Below are 14,815 nucleotides of genomic sequence, written 5' to 3'. Positions count from 1 at the left end.
CGGCTGCCCTGCCGGAGCGACGGCGGTTCACGCGAGGCGGTTCAGCAGGCCGACGGCGGTGCGCAGTTGCTCGCGCTCGGTGGTGCTGAGGCGGGACTCGATGGCGGTGGCGATGTGGTGCTCGCGGCGGGCGCGCTGGTCGAGCAGGGCCAGCCGCCCCGCTTCGGTGGTGGCGATCAGCTGCTTGCGGCCGTCGGTGGGGTGGGGCTGCTGGGCGACCAGGCCGGCCTCGGACATCAGGGCGACGGTGCGGGCCATCGACTGGTGGCGCACCCGGCGGAGGTCGGCGAGCTCGGCGACGGTGTAGGAGCGTTCGTCGCGGACCAGCAGACCGAGCACCGCGGCCTGGTTGGGCGGCAGGTCGTCGCTGTCGCGCAGGGTGCGGACCAGGCTGCCGAGGGCGGAGCGCAGGTCGGCGGCGAGATCCAGGGTGTCCGGGTGCGGGGCGTTGCTGGGCATGGGAGAAGTGTATCGGGAATTTGTGCAGCAAGACTGTACAGCTGTGCTGTATGGTTTCCTCCATGCGAATCACGAAGTTCGGACACGCCTGCGTACGCGTCGAGCACGCCGGAACCACGCTCGTCATCGACCCCGGAGCCTTCACCGACCCCGCCGCCCTGGCCGGGGCCGACGCCGTCCTGATCACCCACGAGCACATGGACCACTTCGAGCCGTCCCGGCTGCGCGCCGCGCTGGAGGCCGACCCGGCACTGCGGGTGTGGACCAACGGCGAGGTCGCCGCCCAGCTGGACGGCGTCGGGCAGCGGATCACCGTCGTCGGCGAGGGCGACGCCTTCGAGATCGGCGGGGTCGGGGTCTCCGTCCACGGCGAGTGGCACGCCGAGATCCACCGGGACATCCCGCTGGTGAAGAACATCGGCTTCCTCCTCGACGGCCGGCTGTTCCACCCCGGCGACGCCTTCACCGTGCCGCCGCACGCCGTGGACACCCTGCTGCTGCCCCTCGCGGCGCCGTGGAGCAAGGCCGGCGAGGTGGTCGACTACGTCCGGGAGTCGGGTCCGCGGGTGGCGGTGCCGGTGCACGAGGCGACGCTCAGCCCGATCGGGCACATGATCGCCACCCGGCTGCTCGGGCCGGACGGGCCGGGGACCGGATCGGAACTGACCGTGCTGGGCGACGGCGAGAGCCTGGAACTGGGCTGAGCCGGGCCGGGCTGACGCGTCCGTCGCCGCGCCGGTAGCCTGACGCCATGCTGAAGATCGGACTGACCGGCGGGATCGGCGCGGGCAAGAGCGAGGTGTCCCGGCTGTTCGCCGCGCACGGCGCGGTGATCGTGGACTCCGACCTGATCGCCCGTGAGGTGGTCGCCCCCGGGACGGACGGCCTGGCGGCCGTGGTCGCCGAGTTCGGCCCGCAGGTGCTGCGCGAGGACGGCGCGCTGGACCGGCCGGCCCTCGGGGCGGTGGTGTTCGCCGACCCGGAGAAGCTCCGGGCGCTGAACGCGATCGTCCACCCGCTGGTGCGGGCCCGCTCCGCCGAACTGGAGGCGGCGGCCGCGCCGGACGCGGTCGTCGTGCACGACGTGCCGTTGCTCGCCGAGAACGGGCTGGCACCGCTGTTCGACCTGGTCGTGGTGATCGACGCGGACGACGAGGTCCGGCTGGACCGGCTGGTGCGGCTGCGCGGGATGGCCGAGACGGAGGCCCGGGCCCGGATGGCCGCGCAGGCCTCGCGGGCGGACCGGCTGGCGGTCGCCGACCTGGTGATCGACAACGGCGGGCCGCTGGACGCGCTGTCGGCGCGGGTCGACGAGGTGTGGGCGCAGCTGGTCGAGCGGGCCGCCGTCTAGGACCTTCCCCGGCCTTTCCTCCCCTGGGGACGACCGTCGGATCATGTGACCGATCCGGTGGTCCGGAGGGGACTCGGACGCCGTTCCGTGGGGAAGGGAGCATGGAGTGATGGATGATCGTTTTTCCCCTGAACCGCTGAACGTCGAGCGCTTGGAGAGCTACTCCCGCGCCGAACAGGACCAGATCCTCGGCCCCGGCGAGGACCCGTACGGCGTCGCCTACACCGGGCTCGCCTTCCGGCCCAAGGACGTGCACTTCGGCATCCGGGCCGCCGACGGCCGGCTCGTCGCCCACACCGGGCTGCTCCCGGTCCCGCTCACCGTCGGCGGCACCGACCTGGACGCGATCGGCGTCGGCGGTGTCTGCGTCGCCGCCGAACGGCGCGGCGAGGGGTTGGCGCACGCCGTGGTCGGCAGCGCCGTGGACCACGGGCGCGCGCTCGGCTTCCGGTACGCACTGCTGTTCTGCCGCCCGCCGCTGGCGGCGTTCTACCGGGGGCTCGGCTTCCGGGAGGTGGCCGAGGAGGTGACGGTCGAGCAGCCGGAGGGGCGGCTCGCGGTCATGCCGCTGCGCACCATGTGGCGGCCGCTGGCGGAGGGCGCCGGGTGGCCGGAGGGGCCGGTGCGGCTGCGCTCGCTGCCGATGTGAGGGTCGATCGGCTGCCGGCCGGCTGAGGCTCAGGCCGCCCTGGCCCAGCCGGTGTCCGCGTGGGCGACGGCGGCCTCCGCCAGGGCGCGGATCATCGGGTGGGCCCGGGTGCCGTCGCCGGACAGCTCAGGCTGGAACAGCGAGGCCAGGAAGAACGGGTGCCCCGGCAGTTCGAGGATGCGGACCTCGCCGGACGGGTCCGCGCCGCTGAAACGCAGCCCGTGGGCGTGCAGCCGGTCCAGGTAGTCGGCGTTGAGGCCGTAGTTGCAGCGGTAGCGCTCCTGGGTGGCGGTGGCACCCAGGGTGCGCTCGGCCAGGCTGCCGGGAGTGATCGCGACGGCGCCCTCGTGGCCGACCAGGGAGCAGCTGAGCGGGACGATCACCTGCTCGTCGAGGTCCGGCTCCTGCTCGCCGTTGACGGCGTTGGTGATGCCGCAGACGTTCCGGGCGAACTCCAGCGCCGCGTGCTGGAACCCGGCGCAGGTGCCGAGGAAGGGGATGCCGTTCTCGCGGGCGGTCCGGATCGCGGCCAGGGCGCCCTGCTCGCTGCGGTACGGGCTGCCGGGCAGCAGCCAGACGGCGTCGAAGCCGTCGAGCGCGCCCGGGGCCCCGGCGTCCTCGGTGGGGATCCAGTACGCGTCCAGGACCAGTTGCTCGCGCTCGGCGAGGGAGGCGAGCAGGCCGGGGACGCGGGCGTGCGAGCGGACGGCGGGGGAGCGGTCGCCGACCAGGGCGATCCGGGGGGTCAGATAGGTCATGGGGCTATCCTGACCCCGCATCCGAGATCAGTGCCAACGATGATTTCTTACTCCTCAATCAGATCGGTTGATGGCCGCCGTGGATCCGCAGCAGCTCCGCACCTTCGTCACCGTCACCCGGCTCGCCTCCTTCTCCGAGGCGGCCCGGGACCTCGGCTACACCCAGTCCGCGGTGTCCCAGCAGATCGCCGCGCTGGAGGCCGACCTCGGCACCGCCCTGCTGGGCCGCCGCCCGGTCGCCCCCACCGCGGCCGGACGGCGACTGCTGGAGCACGCCGCCCCGCTGCTGGTCCGCTTGGAGGCGGCGCGCGCCGACGTCGCACGCCTGGCCGGCGCCCCGAGCGCCCGGCTGGTGCTCGGCGCCACCCCGCTGGCGGTCGGAGCGGCCCTGGGGCACGCACTCGGCGAAGTGCGCCGGGTGTTCCCGCAGGTGGAACCCGTCGTCCAGGTGCTCGCCCAGGGGGTGCTGCCCGCCCAGGTCGCCACCGGCGAGGTCGACCTCGCGCTGATCGACGGCCTGGCCGCGCCCAGCGACCCGCTGCCGCTGCCCGAGGTCGGCCCGCTGACCACCGTCGCCGTCGGCGAACAGCCGCTCGCCGTCGCCCTGCCGCTCGGACACCCGCTGGCCGGCCGCCCCGGCCTCGCCCTCGCCGACCTGTCCGCCGCCCGCTGGCTGGACGCCCCCGACCTCACCCCCACCGCGGACCGGCTGCGCGCCGCCACCGGTACCGACGGCTTCCGGCCCGCCACCCGCTACCGCGGCACCGACCTGCACGGGCTGCTCACGCTGGTCGCCGCCGGACACGGACTCACCCTGCTGCCCGCCCCCGTCCTCGCCCGGGCGCCCGGCATCGCGTCCGCCCCGATCGCCGCACCCCGACTGGTGCACCGCACCGAACTCCTCCACGGCAGCCTGCCGGAGGGGCCGGCGGCGCTGCTGGCGCGGCTGCTGGCGGGGTGAGGGGGCGGTCGGTATTCGCCCAGCTGGTCATTCGCTCGGCCGGAAATTCGTTTGGCCGGTTCGGTGGGGCCCGGCAGAGTCGGCGCATGACACGCGACGACCTCGCCCGGATGCTGGCCGAGCAGACAGCGGCCTGCGGCCCCGCACGCGAAGCCCTGCTCGCCGGGGCGACTTTCGAGGTCGGGAGCAACCTGATCCCCGCCCGACAGCACTTCGGCGTCTTCCGGCGCCGACTCGAACGCACCCGGCGGCTCGGGTTCGAGGTGCCCGGCCTCGCCGAGAGCGTCGCGGTCTTCGAAGCGGCGGGGGAGCAGGGCCTGCGCCTCGGCGTGATCAAGGCGCCCGACCTGATCTTCTGGGTCTACCTCGACGCCACCGACACGACGGTCCTGGCCTGCATCGGCGGCCGTTGGGAGGGGAAGGGCTGACGGCGAGCCGAACGGCACCTTGCCGCGCCGGTCAGACTGCGGCCCGGGCGGCGTTGCGGGTGAGGAAGTCCGCGACCGTGCCGGTGAGTGCCGCGGGGTCGTCCAGCCAGGGGTAGTGGCCCGCGCCCGGCTGGACGGTGAGGGTGACGTCGGGGAAGAGTGACGCCGCCGCGGTGGCGGAGGCCGCGGTGGGCCAGAGGTCGACCTCCCCGGCGAGCAGCAGGACCGGGCAGGTGAGCGTGGCCAGTCGGCGGCGCAGGGCCTCGGTGTCGGGGGTGTAGTCGGCGTAGTAGTGCTCGCTGACCGGCAGGGAGCGCTGGGCCGGGTCGGCGGCGGCGTGGGCGCGGGCCGCGGCGTCCCAGCGGCCGTACATCAGCGGCTCGAAGGCGAAGCGGTGCCGGGCGGCCTCGGCGAAGCTGGTCGCGGACCGCATCCCGTCGTACCCGAGGACGGCCTCGGCGTGCCAGGGCTCGCCCGCCCGGGCGGCGATCACCTCCCGCGCGCCGGTGTCGGAGGGCAGTCCGACGGCGGCGAAGGAGGGGGTGAGCAGGGTGAGGCTGGTCAGGCGGTCGGGGTGGGCGGCCGCGTAGAGCATGGCGAGGGCGCCGCCGGCGGAGTGGCCGAGCAGGTCGATCCGGTCCAGGCCGAGGTGGCGGCGCAGTGCCTCGACGTCGGCGACCAGGCGGTCGACCCGGTAGCTCGCCGGGTCGGCGGGCGTCCCGGAGGCGCCGGTGCCCCGGGTGTCGGGCAGGATCAGGGTGCGGTGGGCGCCCAGGCCGCCGAGGTCGCCGAGGTACTCGGCGGCGCGGCCGGGGCCGCCGGGGAGGCAGAGCAGCGGCGGGCCGTCGCCGAGGGTGCGGAAGGCCAGGTCGGTGCCGTCGTACGAGGTGAGGAACTCCATGGCGGACAGCCTGGGGGGCCGGCGCGGGTACGGCTATCGTTCAGCCAGGACTGAATGATCGAGGGGCGGTGGCCGCGTGGCGGTGGAGATCCGGTTGTCGGCGGCCGAGGTCGCCCGGGTGCGGTTCGCGGTCTCGCCGCTGGCCGAGACGGTGCTCGGGCTGCGGCCGGCGCTCGGGGTCGGTGGGCACGACGTGCACCGGGCGTGGGTGCGCGGGGCCCGGTCGGTGCTCGCCCGTGAGCCCGAACTCCCCCTGCTGCGCGCCCTGTTGACGGGCTGCCTGCCGTCCTTCCTGTTCCCGGTGCCGGAGCTGCGGCTGCCCTCCTTCGAGGCCGAACTGGCCGGGCTGCGGGTGACCGACCCGGCGTACGTGGCGGCCGAGTGCACCGCCGCGCTGGGCGCCGCCCGGGCGCGTCGACTGCCGGACGCTGCCGAGCTGTTGGGGCGGGTCGCCGATGCGCTGGAGCGCCTCCACGGCGAGCTGGTCGCCCCGCACTGGGGGCGGATGCGGGCCCTGCTGGAGGCGGACCTGGGCCGCCGGGCGGTGACCCTGGTGGACCGCGGGGTGGAGGGGCTGTTCGCCGAGCTGCACGGTGATGTCGTCTGGCGGGAGGGCGAGTTGGTGGTGCACGGCCGTCGTCGTACCGGGTCGGTGTGGACGGTCGAGGCGGGCGGGCACGGTCTGGCGCTGATGCCGTCGGTCTTCGGCTGGCCGGACGTGATCGTCGACCACTCCCCGCGCGCCGCCGCCTCGATCCGCTACCCGGCGGCCGGGGTCGGGCTGTTGTGGGAGGAGCCCCGGCCGTCCTCCGCCGGGCTGGCCGCCGTGCTGGGGCGCACCCGCGCGGAGCTGCTCGCCGTGCTCGGCGAGCCGTTGAGCACCCCGCAGCTCGCCGAGCGGCTCGGCGTCACCCCGAGCGCCGTCTCCCAGCACCTCGGCGCGCTGCGCGGCGCTGGGCTGGTGGCCACCCGGCGGAGCGGGCGCAACGCGCTGCACCTGCGGACGGCGGTGGGGGCGGTGCTGGTGGGGGAGGCCGGCGCCGTGCAGCCGGGGGCTGAGGGCTGAGGGCCGAGGGCTGGAGTCCCGGGGGAGGGCGGATGTGGAGGGGGTGAACACCACTCGTTCACGTCCTGGACCTGACGATCGTCGCGCGGGCGGTGCTGTCATGGGCACAGTCGCCCGGCGAACGGCCGGGCCGGACCGGGAGAGCTTCCCTCATGATGCTCCGTCAGCGTTCCACCGTCATCGTCGCGGTGGCCGCCCTCGCCGCCGCCGGATTCGCCACCGGTACCGCGCAGGCCGCCACGGCCGCGCACAAGCCGGGCAAGTCCGGTGCCACGAGCGCCAGTTGTTCGCAGGCGTACCTGCCGCTGCCCGACCCGTCCTGCACCCCCGGCGCGTACAACCCGGCGGTCACCCAGGCCACCATCGGCCAGACCATCTGCGTCTCCGGCTGGACCGCCACCGTGCGCCCGCCGACCAGCTACACCAACGCGTTGAAGACCCAGCAGATCGCCCAGTACGGCTACGCGGACACCAACCCCGCGGACTACGAGGAGGACCACTTCGTCCCGCTGGAGCTCGGCGGCGCGCCGCGCGACCCGCACAACCTGTGGCCCGAGCCGCGCTACGGCAACGAGCCTGCGCAGAGCAAGGACTCGGTCGAGACCAGATTGAAGAACGCGGTGTGCGGCCACAAGGTGACCCTGGACGCCGCCCGCAGCGCGATCGCCAGCGACTGGACCACGGCGCTCAGCCGCTTGGGGCTGTGACCCCGCGGGGTTGAAAGAAGCCGCCAGGTCCGTCCGTTCCCCTGTGCCGGACGGGCCTGGCGGCGGTCTGTCGGTACGTCAGCGGCAGCCGGGGAAGGCCTCGCAGAGTGGGGCCGTCATGCCGGTGGCGACGTACTTGTCCTCGGGAGCCTTCCAGGCGTCCTTGGGCTGGGCGCCGGCCTTGGCCGTCGCCCAGACGGCCAGCTCGGTGACCGCCCCGCCGCCCAGCACCACGTACTCGTGCAGGGTGGCGGTGGAGCCGTCGGGCTGCGGGGCCGTCACGGTGGCGGCGAAGTAGGGCGCGTCGGCCGCGCTGGTCACCTTGACCGTGGCGCCCGGCGCGGTCCTGGCGCAGTTCGTCACGGCCTCGGTGATGCCCCGCTCGATCGCGTAGGCGGTCTGGGCGTTGCCGCTGCTGTGGGTCGGGTCGCCCCAGAAGTCCACGGTCTGCTGGGCCGTCCAGCGGTCCCCGCCGAAGCCGACGGCGGCCTTGGCCCGCGCCGCGCCGTCGGTGTACATGTACTCGTCGCCCTTGGGCGGCGCGGCGTGGCACAGCTCCATGCCCTTGAAGCCGATCGGCCCGGTGACCGGCTTGGCGTTGGCCGCCAGTGGGGCGAAGTGGTAGGTCTCGTCCATCGGGATGCTCTTGGTGTCCGCCCAGGCCTTGGCCGGGACGGCCTTGCCCTGGTCGGCCCCGGTGGTGGGCCCGGCGCCTCCGTCGGTGGGCTTGGCGCCTCCGCCGGTGGGCCCGGCCGTGCCGCCGGCCGGCGCCGCGGTGGTCGGCGCCGCCGGGGCGGCGCTCTTGCCGCCGTCCTGGCCGCTGTCGTCCGGTCCGCAGGCGCTCAGGGCGCCCGCGCAGAGCAGGGCGGCGGCGGTGACGGTGATCAGGCGGGTGCTGCTGCGCACGTGACGATTCCTCGGGTGTCCGGTGTCGTGGGGCGGGGCCGGGGCCGGTGGCGCGCCGGCCACCCGGCCCCGCCGCCCGGCCGACCCGTGACTGCGGGCACTCGGCATGGCTGTTCCCCCCGTTGCTGCTGCCGTCAGGCCCCCCTGGCTCCGCAGCTCACCGCAGGTCTGAGGAACGGTCAGAGCGGGTGCTGCGTCGACGGCGGACGAAACCTATGACACGGCGGCGCCGGTCGCAAAGCGGGATTCCGCCGGGCGCGCGGGCGAATGCGAGGGTTGCAGCGGGCTGGTGGTGAACATGTGTGCGGCCGCGGCGGAACCGATGTCCGGCGGGGGAGTGCCGTCCGGCCGGTCCGTGGGCGGACGGATCCCTTGCCGGGCACCGGATCCAGGCCCCCGGGAGCGGGAACCGGCGGTGGGTCGTGCCCGTTCGGGGCGGCGTCGGCCCGCCCCGGCCGGGGTGCCGATGCCAAGGCTTCCTCCCGGCCGCGGGACGGATGTGATCCCACCCACGGTCCGGGTCGGGGCAGGTCGCGCGGGGTGTCCGCCCGGTTACGGCTCGGGGTGTCCGCCTCGTTGCGGCTGGGGGCGTCCGGCCCGCTACGGCTGCGGGTGGGTGCCCGGGACGCCGAGTTGGGCGGCGAGCCAGGGGAGGGCCTGGGTGAAGGTGGCGGAGCCGGTCTGCCAGGTGTGCTTGCCGGAGCCGACGGCGGCGGTGGTGCGGATGCCGTCCTTCTTGGCGGCCGCCTCCAGGAGCTTGGCGGACTCGATCTGGCCGTGTTCCTCGTCGCCCTGCCCGAAGTAGCCGGACACGCCCTGGTACTTGGGGTGGTGGGCGAGCACCGTCAGCGGGTCGTGGGCGGCCCAGGCCGCCGCGTCGCCGCCGTACAGCTCCTGGATCGTGTGGTCCTTGTCGCCGATGTACGGGCCCTTGTCGCCGGAGAAGTCGCCGAAGTGGGTGAAGACGTTGGGGTGCTCGACGACCAGGTCGACGGCGCAGGTGCCGCCCATCGACCAGCCGGCCACGCCCCACTTGTGCGGGTCGGTGGCGGCGTTGAAGGTCTTCTGGACGTACGGGGGGACGTCCTTGAGCAGGTGGCTCTCGGAGTTGCCGTGCGGGCCGTCCACGCACTCGGTGTCCACCCGGAAGCCGCCGGTGGCGTCCACGAAGACCAGGATCGGGGCGAAGCCGTTGTGCTTCGCGGCGAACTCGTCGGCGGTCCGCACCGCGTTGCCCGAGCGGATCCAGTTGTCGGGCGCCGCGAACTCGCCGCCGATCATCTCCAGCACCGGCAGCTTCGGCCGGGCCTTGCTGCGGAACCAGGCCGGCGGCAGGTAGACCAGCTCCTGGCGGTGGGTGAAGCCGCTCGCGGTGTCCGGGATGTCGACCTGGACGATGCGGCCGGTCGTGGTCTTCCCGTGGATCGAGGAGACCTCGGCCAGGGTGATCTGGTCCGGCAGCGGCTGCCCGCTGAGCTCGCCGATCGCGTCGTCGACCGTCGGGTAGTAGCCGGTGGCCATGTTCACGCTGTTCGCGGCGCAGAACAGCGCCAGCAGGACGGTCGGCGCCACCAGCGCCCGCCGCCACCAGCGCGCGCCGCGCCAGCCGAAGCCCAGCACGGCGAGCGCGGCGACCGCCACCCCGCTCCACAGCCACACCCCGAACGGGATCGGGTCGGTGATCCCGGCCAGGGTGAGGACTCCCACCGCGAGGACCGCGGTGAGCAGCAGCGCCGTACCCAGCGCGATCGGCCCCCACTTGCGCTGCCAGGACCGGTCCCGCAGGCCCACCGCGGTCAGGAACAGGGCGAGGGCGGCGGCCTGGACGGTCCAGGGGAACCAGCCGTCGAGCAGCGAGACGTTCATGCGCGGAGGCTAGGGGCGGTGGATGAGAGAGGGCTTAGAGGCTGACCGTTCACTGGTGACGTCCTGGGAGCGGGCTGGGAGCGCGTTGGGAGCGCGTGGGGAGGCCGGGGCGTGGCCGCCTTCGCCACCGTCGCGGCAGCACCCGCCCGCGGTCGGGCGCCGGTCCGAACGGGACGGCTCTCAGCCGACCGGACAGGCGTCGATCAGCGCACCGACCACCACACCGATCGAGGGACGCGCGGTCGAGGTGGAACGCCAGACGGCGAAGACCCGGCGCCGTGGGGCGTCCACCAGGGGCACGAACCGTACTGGAGCGGCGGCCGGTTCACGTCCCAGGCGCGGGATGATGGCGATTCCCAGTCCTGCCGCGACCAGCGCCAACTGCGTGGGGTGTTCCGAGGCGGTGTGGGCGATGCGAGCACGCTTGATGTTGCGCACCAGCCATTCGTGGCACAGCTGCCCGTCGCTCGAGGTGATCCAGTGCTCATCACCGAGGTCGGCCAGGCTCAGCGTCGGGCGGCCGGCGAGCCGATGGTCCGGGGGCAGGGCGATGTCGTAGGTGTCGTCGAGGAGGGCGCGGTGGTCCAGTCCCTGGGGCAGGGCGAGCGGATCCCCGGCCCAGTCCTCGACGACGGCCAGGTCGAGCAGCCCGCGCCGCACCGCCGGGACGGCTTCGTACGGTTCCTGCTCCCGCGCCGACACCGTCAGGTCCGGGTACCGGGCCCGCAGGGCCCGCAGAGCCGATGGGAGCAGCGCGCGGGCGGCGGTGGGGAAGGCCGCGATCGTGAGGTCGCCGGTCACCAGTCCGTGGTGCTGCGCCATCGTCGCCATGACGCGTTCCATGTGCGCGAGCAGTTCCGCGGCCTCCCCGGCGAGCAGGGTGCCGGCCTCGGTCAGGCGAATGCCCCGGCCTTGACGTTCCGCCAGGTGAGTGCCGGTCTCCTGCTCCAGTCGCGCCATCTGCTGCGAGACCGCCGACGTGGTGACGTGCAGGAGTCGGGCCGCGCCCACGACGGATCCGGTCGTCGCCACCGCGTGCAGTACCCGCAAGCGTTCGAGGTTCAACATCTCAGTGATGCTACGAGATGCAGTCAAGAAACATTCACTTGTGCTTTCCGGTGATCGAACCCAGAGTGGGCGCGGCGCAACAGGCCATCACGAATGGCGACGGGGGTATGCCGAGTGACGTCTCGGCGTGCACGTCATTCGGCCTTCTCTACGCGTCCGGCCGATGCCGCTCCTGCCTCAGCCGCCGACCCGTCAGTCGGCGGGTGAGGCAGGGCGGGCACCCTTGACGTCGCGCATCCTCGGGTGGACGGCCCGGGCGGCGACGGGGAGCGGGTTCGTGGTCAGACCGTGTAGTCGGCGTGCGGGGTGCCGCGCTCCCAGACCGTCTCGAAGGCGCCGGAGACCAGCTCCACCACGGCCGGGTCCTCGCAGTACCGGTGCCCGGCCCAGGCGCCGTCGCCGCTGAACCAGTGGAACAGCACCAGGCGGTCGTCGATCAGCCACAGGTCGTTGCCGGGCAGCGGGATGTCCGAGGCCAGCCGCCGGGGCAGCCAGCGCACCTGCTCGCCCGCGGCGAGGTTCACCGTGGTGAGTGCGTGCTCCCAGCGGATGTAGTCGGTGACCGGCTCGGAGACGATCCGCGCCCGGCGCAGCCGGACGCCCCGGCCGACGGTCTCGCGCACCAGCGGCACCCAGCCGGCCCACCACGGGGAGTCCGGGTCGGTGTCGACCGCGCCGGAGCGCTTGAACTCCTCGAAGGCGGCGGCCTCGTCGGCGACGCCGTAGGCGTCCCGCATCTCCAGGTGGACGGCCGTCCGGCGGGCGCCCCTGAGCAGGGCGGTGAAGTCGGGCAGGGGCTCGGTCATCGCGGGCCTTCCGGGGGTGGGTGCGGGGATGGGTGCGGGGATGGGTGGGTGTCGGATGCGGGCGTCGGTTACGGGCGGGTGCGGGCGTCGGCGGTGAGGCGGCGGAGGGCGGCACGGGCGGGCGGGCCCCAGGTGGTCTTGCCGCCGGGGCGGCCGAGGCGGCCGGCCTCGCCGATGTGGATGCCGCCGAGGGCGCGCATGACGGCCCAGCCGCGGGCGCGGCGCAGTGTCGCCCGGTCCGGGGCCGGTCGGTAGGCCCGGTGGAAGAGCTCGGCGCCGCCGTCCGGGAGGAGGGACCAGGCGGCCGCGAGGTCGCTCGCCGGGTCGCCCGCGCAGAGTTCGCCGAAGTCGACGACGCCGCAGAGGGTGCCGTCGGCGGTGAGGACGTTGGCCGGGTGGAGGTCGCCGTGGATCCACAGGGCCGGGCCGGTCCAGTCGGGTGCGCTGACGGCGTCCTCCCAGACGGCGCGGATGGCGCGGACGGCGTCCGGGTCGGGGAGCAGCCCCATGGCGGCGGCCGAGGCCAGCCCCTGGGTGACGTGCTCGGCCTGGGCGGCCAGCGGCTCGCCGCGGGCGCCGGTGGGCGCGGTGGCGGGGGCGGGCCGGTGCAGGGCGGTCAGGAAGGCGGCCAGGGTCCCGGCCGCGGCGGCGGCGCGGGTGACGGGAGCGTGGTCGGCCGGGGTGCCCGGGACCCAGGTGGTGACCAGCCAGGGGTGGGGGAAGCGCTCGGAGGGCTCGCCGAGGCGCTGGGGCGCCGGGATCGGCAGGGGAAGCGGCGAGGGGAGGGCGGGCAGCCACGCATGTTCCTTGCGCAGCAGGGCGCTTGCGTCCTCCGTCACCCAGGGCAGCCGGACGGCGAGGTCCTCGCCGAGCCGCCACATCTGGTTGGACCAGCCGCGTGCACCGAGCCGCAGGGGGAGTTCGGCCAGGTCGGGGTGCTGGTCGCGCAGGAGCTGCCGGACCAGGTCCTCGGTGATCTCGATCGCGGTACGGGGCATGGGGGGAAGGGTAGTTGGGTGCCCGGGTGCCCGGGTGTTTGGGCCTAGGGAGTCGGAACCGTGGGTGCCGTCCAGCTGGCCAGGACCCGGAGGGACTGCGCGGTGGGGGAGTTCGGCTCCACGTTGTAGACGCACAGCGTCTGCTCCGCGTCGCCCGGCACCTGGAAGGACTCGTAGGAGAAGTGCAGTTCCCCGACCAGGGGGTGGTGGTAGTGCTTGGCGCCGTGGGTGCGGCGCAGCACCCGGTGGTCGTTCCACCAGCCGGTGAACTCCGGCACCTGGAGGGTGAGTTCGCCGACCAGGTCGGCGAGCCGGCGGTCCTGGGGGTAGCGGCCCGCCTCGAACCGGAGCATGGCCACCGTCTCGGCGGCGAGCCGCTCCCAATCACCCACCGTCTCCCGGGCCTTGGGGTCCAGCAGGTAGTAGCGCGCCATGTTGCGGCGGTTGGCGGGCAGGGCGTCGAAGTCGGTGAGGACCTCCCGGGCGAGCCGGTTGGAAGCCAGGACGTCGGTGCGCCGGCCGAGGATGAAGGCGGGCACGTGGTCGAGCGTCTCCAGCATCAAGTACAGCCCCGGGCGCACCCGTTGGGCCGCCGCCGGGGTGCGGCGGGCGGCCGGGCGGGAGTCGGACCGGAGCAGGTCGGCGAAGTGCTCGCGCTCGGTGTCGTCCAGGCGCAGGGCGCGGGTGATCGCCTCGACGACCTCGTCGGAGGGGTGGAGGGCCCGCCCCTGCTCCAGCCGGGTGTAGTACTCCGTGCTGACCCCGGCCAGCCGGGCCACCTCGTCCCGGCGCAGGCCCGGGACGCGGCGGACCCGCCCGTCGGCGGGCAGCCCGGCGTCCTCGGGGGTGACCCGGGCGCGGCGCGAGCGGAGGAACCCGGCGATCTCCTTGGTGCGGTCCATGGCTCCATTGTCGGCGGTGTCGCGGCGCGGCGGGCGGTCCTGGGTGGTCCTGCCGGTACCTGTCAGGGCAGGGCCAGGTATGGCGTCCCGGGGGGCTCCGCCCGGGGCTGTACTGGATCTGCGGCCGACGGAGAGCGGCCGATCGAATCCCGACGCCCCTGGAGGGTAAGAAACATGTCCACGAACACCACCTCCCTTCCGCTCGCCGGCCGCGTCGCCGTCGTCACCGGCGCTTCGAGCGGCATCGGCGCGGCCTCGGCCGAGAAGCTGGCGGCGCTGGGCGCCCGGGTCGTCGTGCTGGCCCGCCGGGCGGAGCGGCTGGCCGAGCTGGTCGAGCGGATCGAGAAGAACGGCGGCAGCGCGGTCGCCATCGCCGCCGACGTGACGGACGTCGAGGCGATGCAGGCCGCCGCGGCCCGGGTGGAGACCGAGTTCGGCGGGGCCGACCTGCTGCTGAACAACGCCGGTGTCATGCTGCCCGCCCCGATCGAGGAGCTGGCGACCGCGCAGTGGAAGCAGCAGATCGACCTCAACATCACCGGCCTGATGAACGCGATCGGCGTGTTCACCCCGCAGCTGGTGAAGGCGGCCGCCGAGCGCGGCGTGGCGGACCTGATCAACACCTCGTCCATCGCGGCGCAGAACATCTTCCCGACCTTCGCGGTGTACTCCGGCACGAAGGCGTACGTCAGCCAGCTGTCGCGGACCCTGCGGGCCGAGCTGGGGGCGAAGAAGGTCCGGGTGTCGGCGGTCGAGCCCGGCATCGTCGGGACGGAGCTGCAGAGCCACGTCACCGACCAGGGCGCGCTGGACTGGCTGGAGGGCGCGAAGGCCGCCATGGAGTGGCTCACCCCGGAGGACGTCGCGGAGACCATCGGCTTCATCGCCACCCTGCCGCCCCGGGTCAACCTCCAGCAGGTCACGGTCATGCCCACCGGCCAGGCCAGCTGAGCCGCACCCCCCCACCCCGGGCGGCCCCGCGCACGCTG

At 74.4% G+C, this 14,815-nt stretch carries 17 protein-coding genes; 8 read left to right on the top strand and 9 right to left on the bottom strand.

Annotated features, from left to right (window positions below; translation table 11 throughout):
* Positions 1-27 precede the first annotated feature (27 nt).
* Entirely contained in the window at positions 28-459 is a 432-nt protein-coding gene (locus ACFXOZ_RS34645; RefSeq protein WP_380407917.1) for a MarR family winged helix-turn-helix transcriptional regulator, read from the bottom strand.
* Between the two features lie 62 nt (positions 460-521).
* On the opposite strand from ACFXOZ_RS34645, the gene ACFXOZ_RS34640 reads away from it, so the two are divergent.
* From ACFXOZ_RS34640 to ACFXOZ_RS34630, 3 genes are all read left to right on the top strand, one after another.
* Positions 522-1,163, top strand: coding sequence for an MBL fold metallo-hydrolase (locus tag ACFXOZ_RS34640; RefSeq protein WP_380407919.1), 642 nt, complete (start codon positions 522-524; stop codon positions 1,161-1,163).
* 47 nt (positions 1,164-1,210) lie between these two features.
* Positions 1,211-1,810 (top strand): dephospho-CoA kinase, encoded by a 600-nt coding sequence (gene coaE, locus ACFXOZ_RS34635; protein WP_375893420.1) that lies wholly within the window; start codon positions 1,211-1,213, stop codon positions 1,808-1,810.
* Between the two features lie 109 nt (positions 1,811-1,919).
* Positions 1,920-2,459 (top strand): GNAT family N-acetyltransferase, encoded by a 540-nt coding sequence (locus tag ACFXOZ_RS34630; RefSeq protein ID WP_380528473.1) that lies wholly within the window; start codon positions 1,920-1,922, stop codon positions 2,457-2,459.
* Positions 2,460-2,488: 29 nt separating this feature from the next.
* Here ACFXOZ_RS34630 and ACFXOZ_RS34625 read toward each other — a convergent pair whose 3' ends face one another.
* Positions 2,489-3,217 (bottom strand): hypothetical protein, encoded by a 729-nt coding sequence (locus tag ACFXOZ_RS34625; protein WP_380593866.1) that lies wholly within the window; start codon positions 3,215-3,217, stop codon positions 2,489-2,491.
* A 70-nt stretch (positions 3,218-3,287) separates the two neighbouring features.
* Between ACFXOZ_RS34625 and ACFXOZ_RS34620 the strand changes: the two genes are divergently transcribed.
* Positions 3,288-4,178, top strand: coding sequence for a LysR family transcriptional regulator (locus ACFXOZ_RS34620; RefSeq protein ID WP_380593864.1), 891 nt, complete (start codon positions 3,288-3,290; stop codon positions 4,176-4,178).
* Between the two features lie 86 nt (positions 4,179-4,264).
* Positions 4,265-4,606, top strand: coding sequence for a hypothetical protein (locus ACFXOZ_RS34615; RefSeq protein WP_380593862.1), 342 nt, complete (start codon positions 4,265-4,267; stop codon positions 4,604-4,606).
* A gap of 31 nt (positions 4,607-4,637) precedes the next feature.
* Here the strand turns inward: ACFXOZ_RS34615 and ACFXOZ_RS34610 are convergent, their stop codons facing one another.
* The gene (locus ACFXOZ_RS34610) at positions 4,638-5,507 is read right to left on the bottom strand and encodes an alpha/beta fold hydrolase (RefSeq protein ID WP_380528479.1); all 870 of its coding nucleotides are present in this window, start codon (positions 5,505-5,507) and stop codon (positions 4,638-4,640) included.
* Between the two features lie 76 nt (positions 5,508-5,583).
* Between ACFXOZ_RS34610 and ACFXOZ_RS34605 the strand changes: the two genes are divergently transcribed.
* Both ACFXOZ_RS34605 and ACFXOZ_RS34600 read left to right on the top strand, forming a co-directional pair.
* On the top strand, positions 5,584-6,573 hold the full coding sequence (locus ACFXOZ_RS34605; RefSeq protein ID WP_380593860.1) for a DUF5937 family protein: 990 nt from the start codon (positions 5,584-5,586) through the stop codon (positions 6,571-6,573).
* Between the two features lie 152 nt (positions 6,574-6,725).
* Positions 6,726-7,280 carry a hypothetical protein gene (locus ACFXOZ_RS34600; protein ID WP_375893434.1) on the top strand — a complete coding sequence of 185 codons (555 nt, stop codon included), beginning with the start codon at positions 6,726-6,728 and terminating at the stop codon, positions 7,278-7,280.
* Positions 7,281-7,358: 78 nt separating this feature from the next.
* On the opposite strand, the gene ACFXOZ_RS34595 is transcribed toward ACFXOZ_RS34600, so the two are convergent.
* The 6 genes from ACFXOZ_RS34595 to ACFXOZ_RS34570 all read right to left on the bottom strand — a co-directional run bounded on the left by ACFXOZ_RS34595 (position 7,359) and on the right by ACFXOZ_RS34570 (position 13,826).
* Positions 7,359-8,186 carry a hypothetical protein gene (locus ACFXOZ_RS34595; protein WP_380593858.1) on the bottom strand — a complete coding sequence of 276 codons (828 nt, stop codon included), beginning with the start codon at positions 8,184-8,186 and terminating at the stop codon, positions 7,359-7,361.
* 600 nt (positions 8,187-8,786) lie between these two features.
* Complete coding sequence (locus ACFXOZ_RS34590; RefSeq protein ID WP_380528484.1) at positions 8,787-10,052, bottom strand: alpha/beta hydrolase; 1,266 nt, start codon at positions 10,050-10,052, stop codon at positions 8,787-8,789.
* A gap of 180 nt (positions 10,053-10,232) precedes the next feature.
* Complete coding sequence (locus ACFXOZ_RS34585; RefSeq protein ID WP_380528486.1) at positions 10,233-11,120, bottom strand: LysR family transcriptional regulator; 888 nt, start codon at positions 11,118-11,120, stop codon at positions 10,233-10,235.
* 281 nt (positions 11,121-11,401) lie between these two features.
* A complete protein-coding gene (locus ACFXOZ_RS34580) occupies positions 11,402-11,926 on the bottom strand; it encodes a DUF6879 family protein (protein WP_380593856.1) in 525 nt (174 codons plus the stop codon).
* Between the two features lie 68 nt (positions 11,927-11,994).
* Positions 11,995-12,924 (bottom strand): aminoglycoside phosphotransferase family protein, encoded by a 930-nt coding sequence (locus ACFXOZ_RS34575; RefSeq protein WP_380593854.1) that lies wholly within the window; start codon positions 12,922-12,924, stop codon positions 11,995-11,997.
* Between the two features lie 44 nt (positions 12,925-12,968).
* Positions 12,969-13,826, bottom strand: coding sequence for a helix-turn-helix transcriptional regulator (locus ACFXOZ_RS34570; protein WP_380528492.1), 858 nt, complete (start codon positions 13,824-13,826; stop codon positions 12,969-12,971).
* Between the two features lie 174 nt (positions 13,827-14,000).
* Here ACFXOZ_RS34570 and ACFXOZ_RS34565 point away from each other — a divergent pair, with 174 nt between their 5' ends.
* Entirely contained in the window at positions 14,001-14,777 is a 777-nt protein-coding gene (locus tag ACFXOZ_RS34565; protein WP_375890065.1) for an SDR family oxidoreductase, read from the top strand.
* The last annotated feature ends 38 nt before the right edge of the window (positions 14,778-14,815 follow it).

Origin of the sequence: Kitasatospora sp. NPDC059160, from assembly GCF_042755465.1 — a bacterium.
In the GTDB taxonomy this organism is placed as follows: domain Bacteria; phylum Actinomycetota; class Actinomycetes; order Streptomycetales; family Streptomycetaceae; genus Kitasatospora.
Note: the sequence above shows the minus strand (reverse complement) of the source record. Positions and strands in the feature narration are given on the sequence as shown.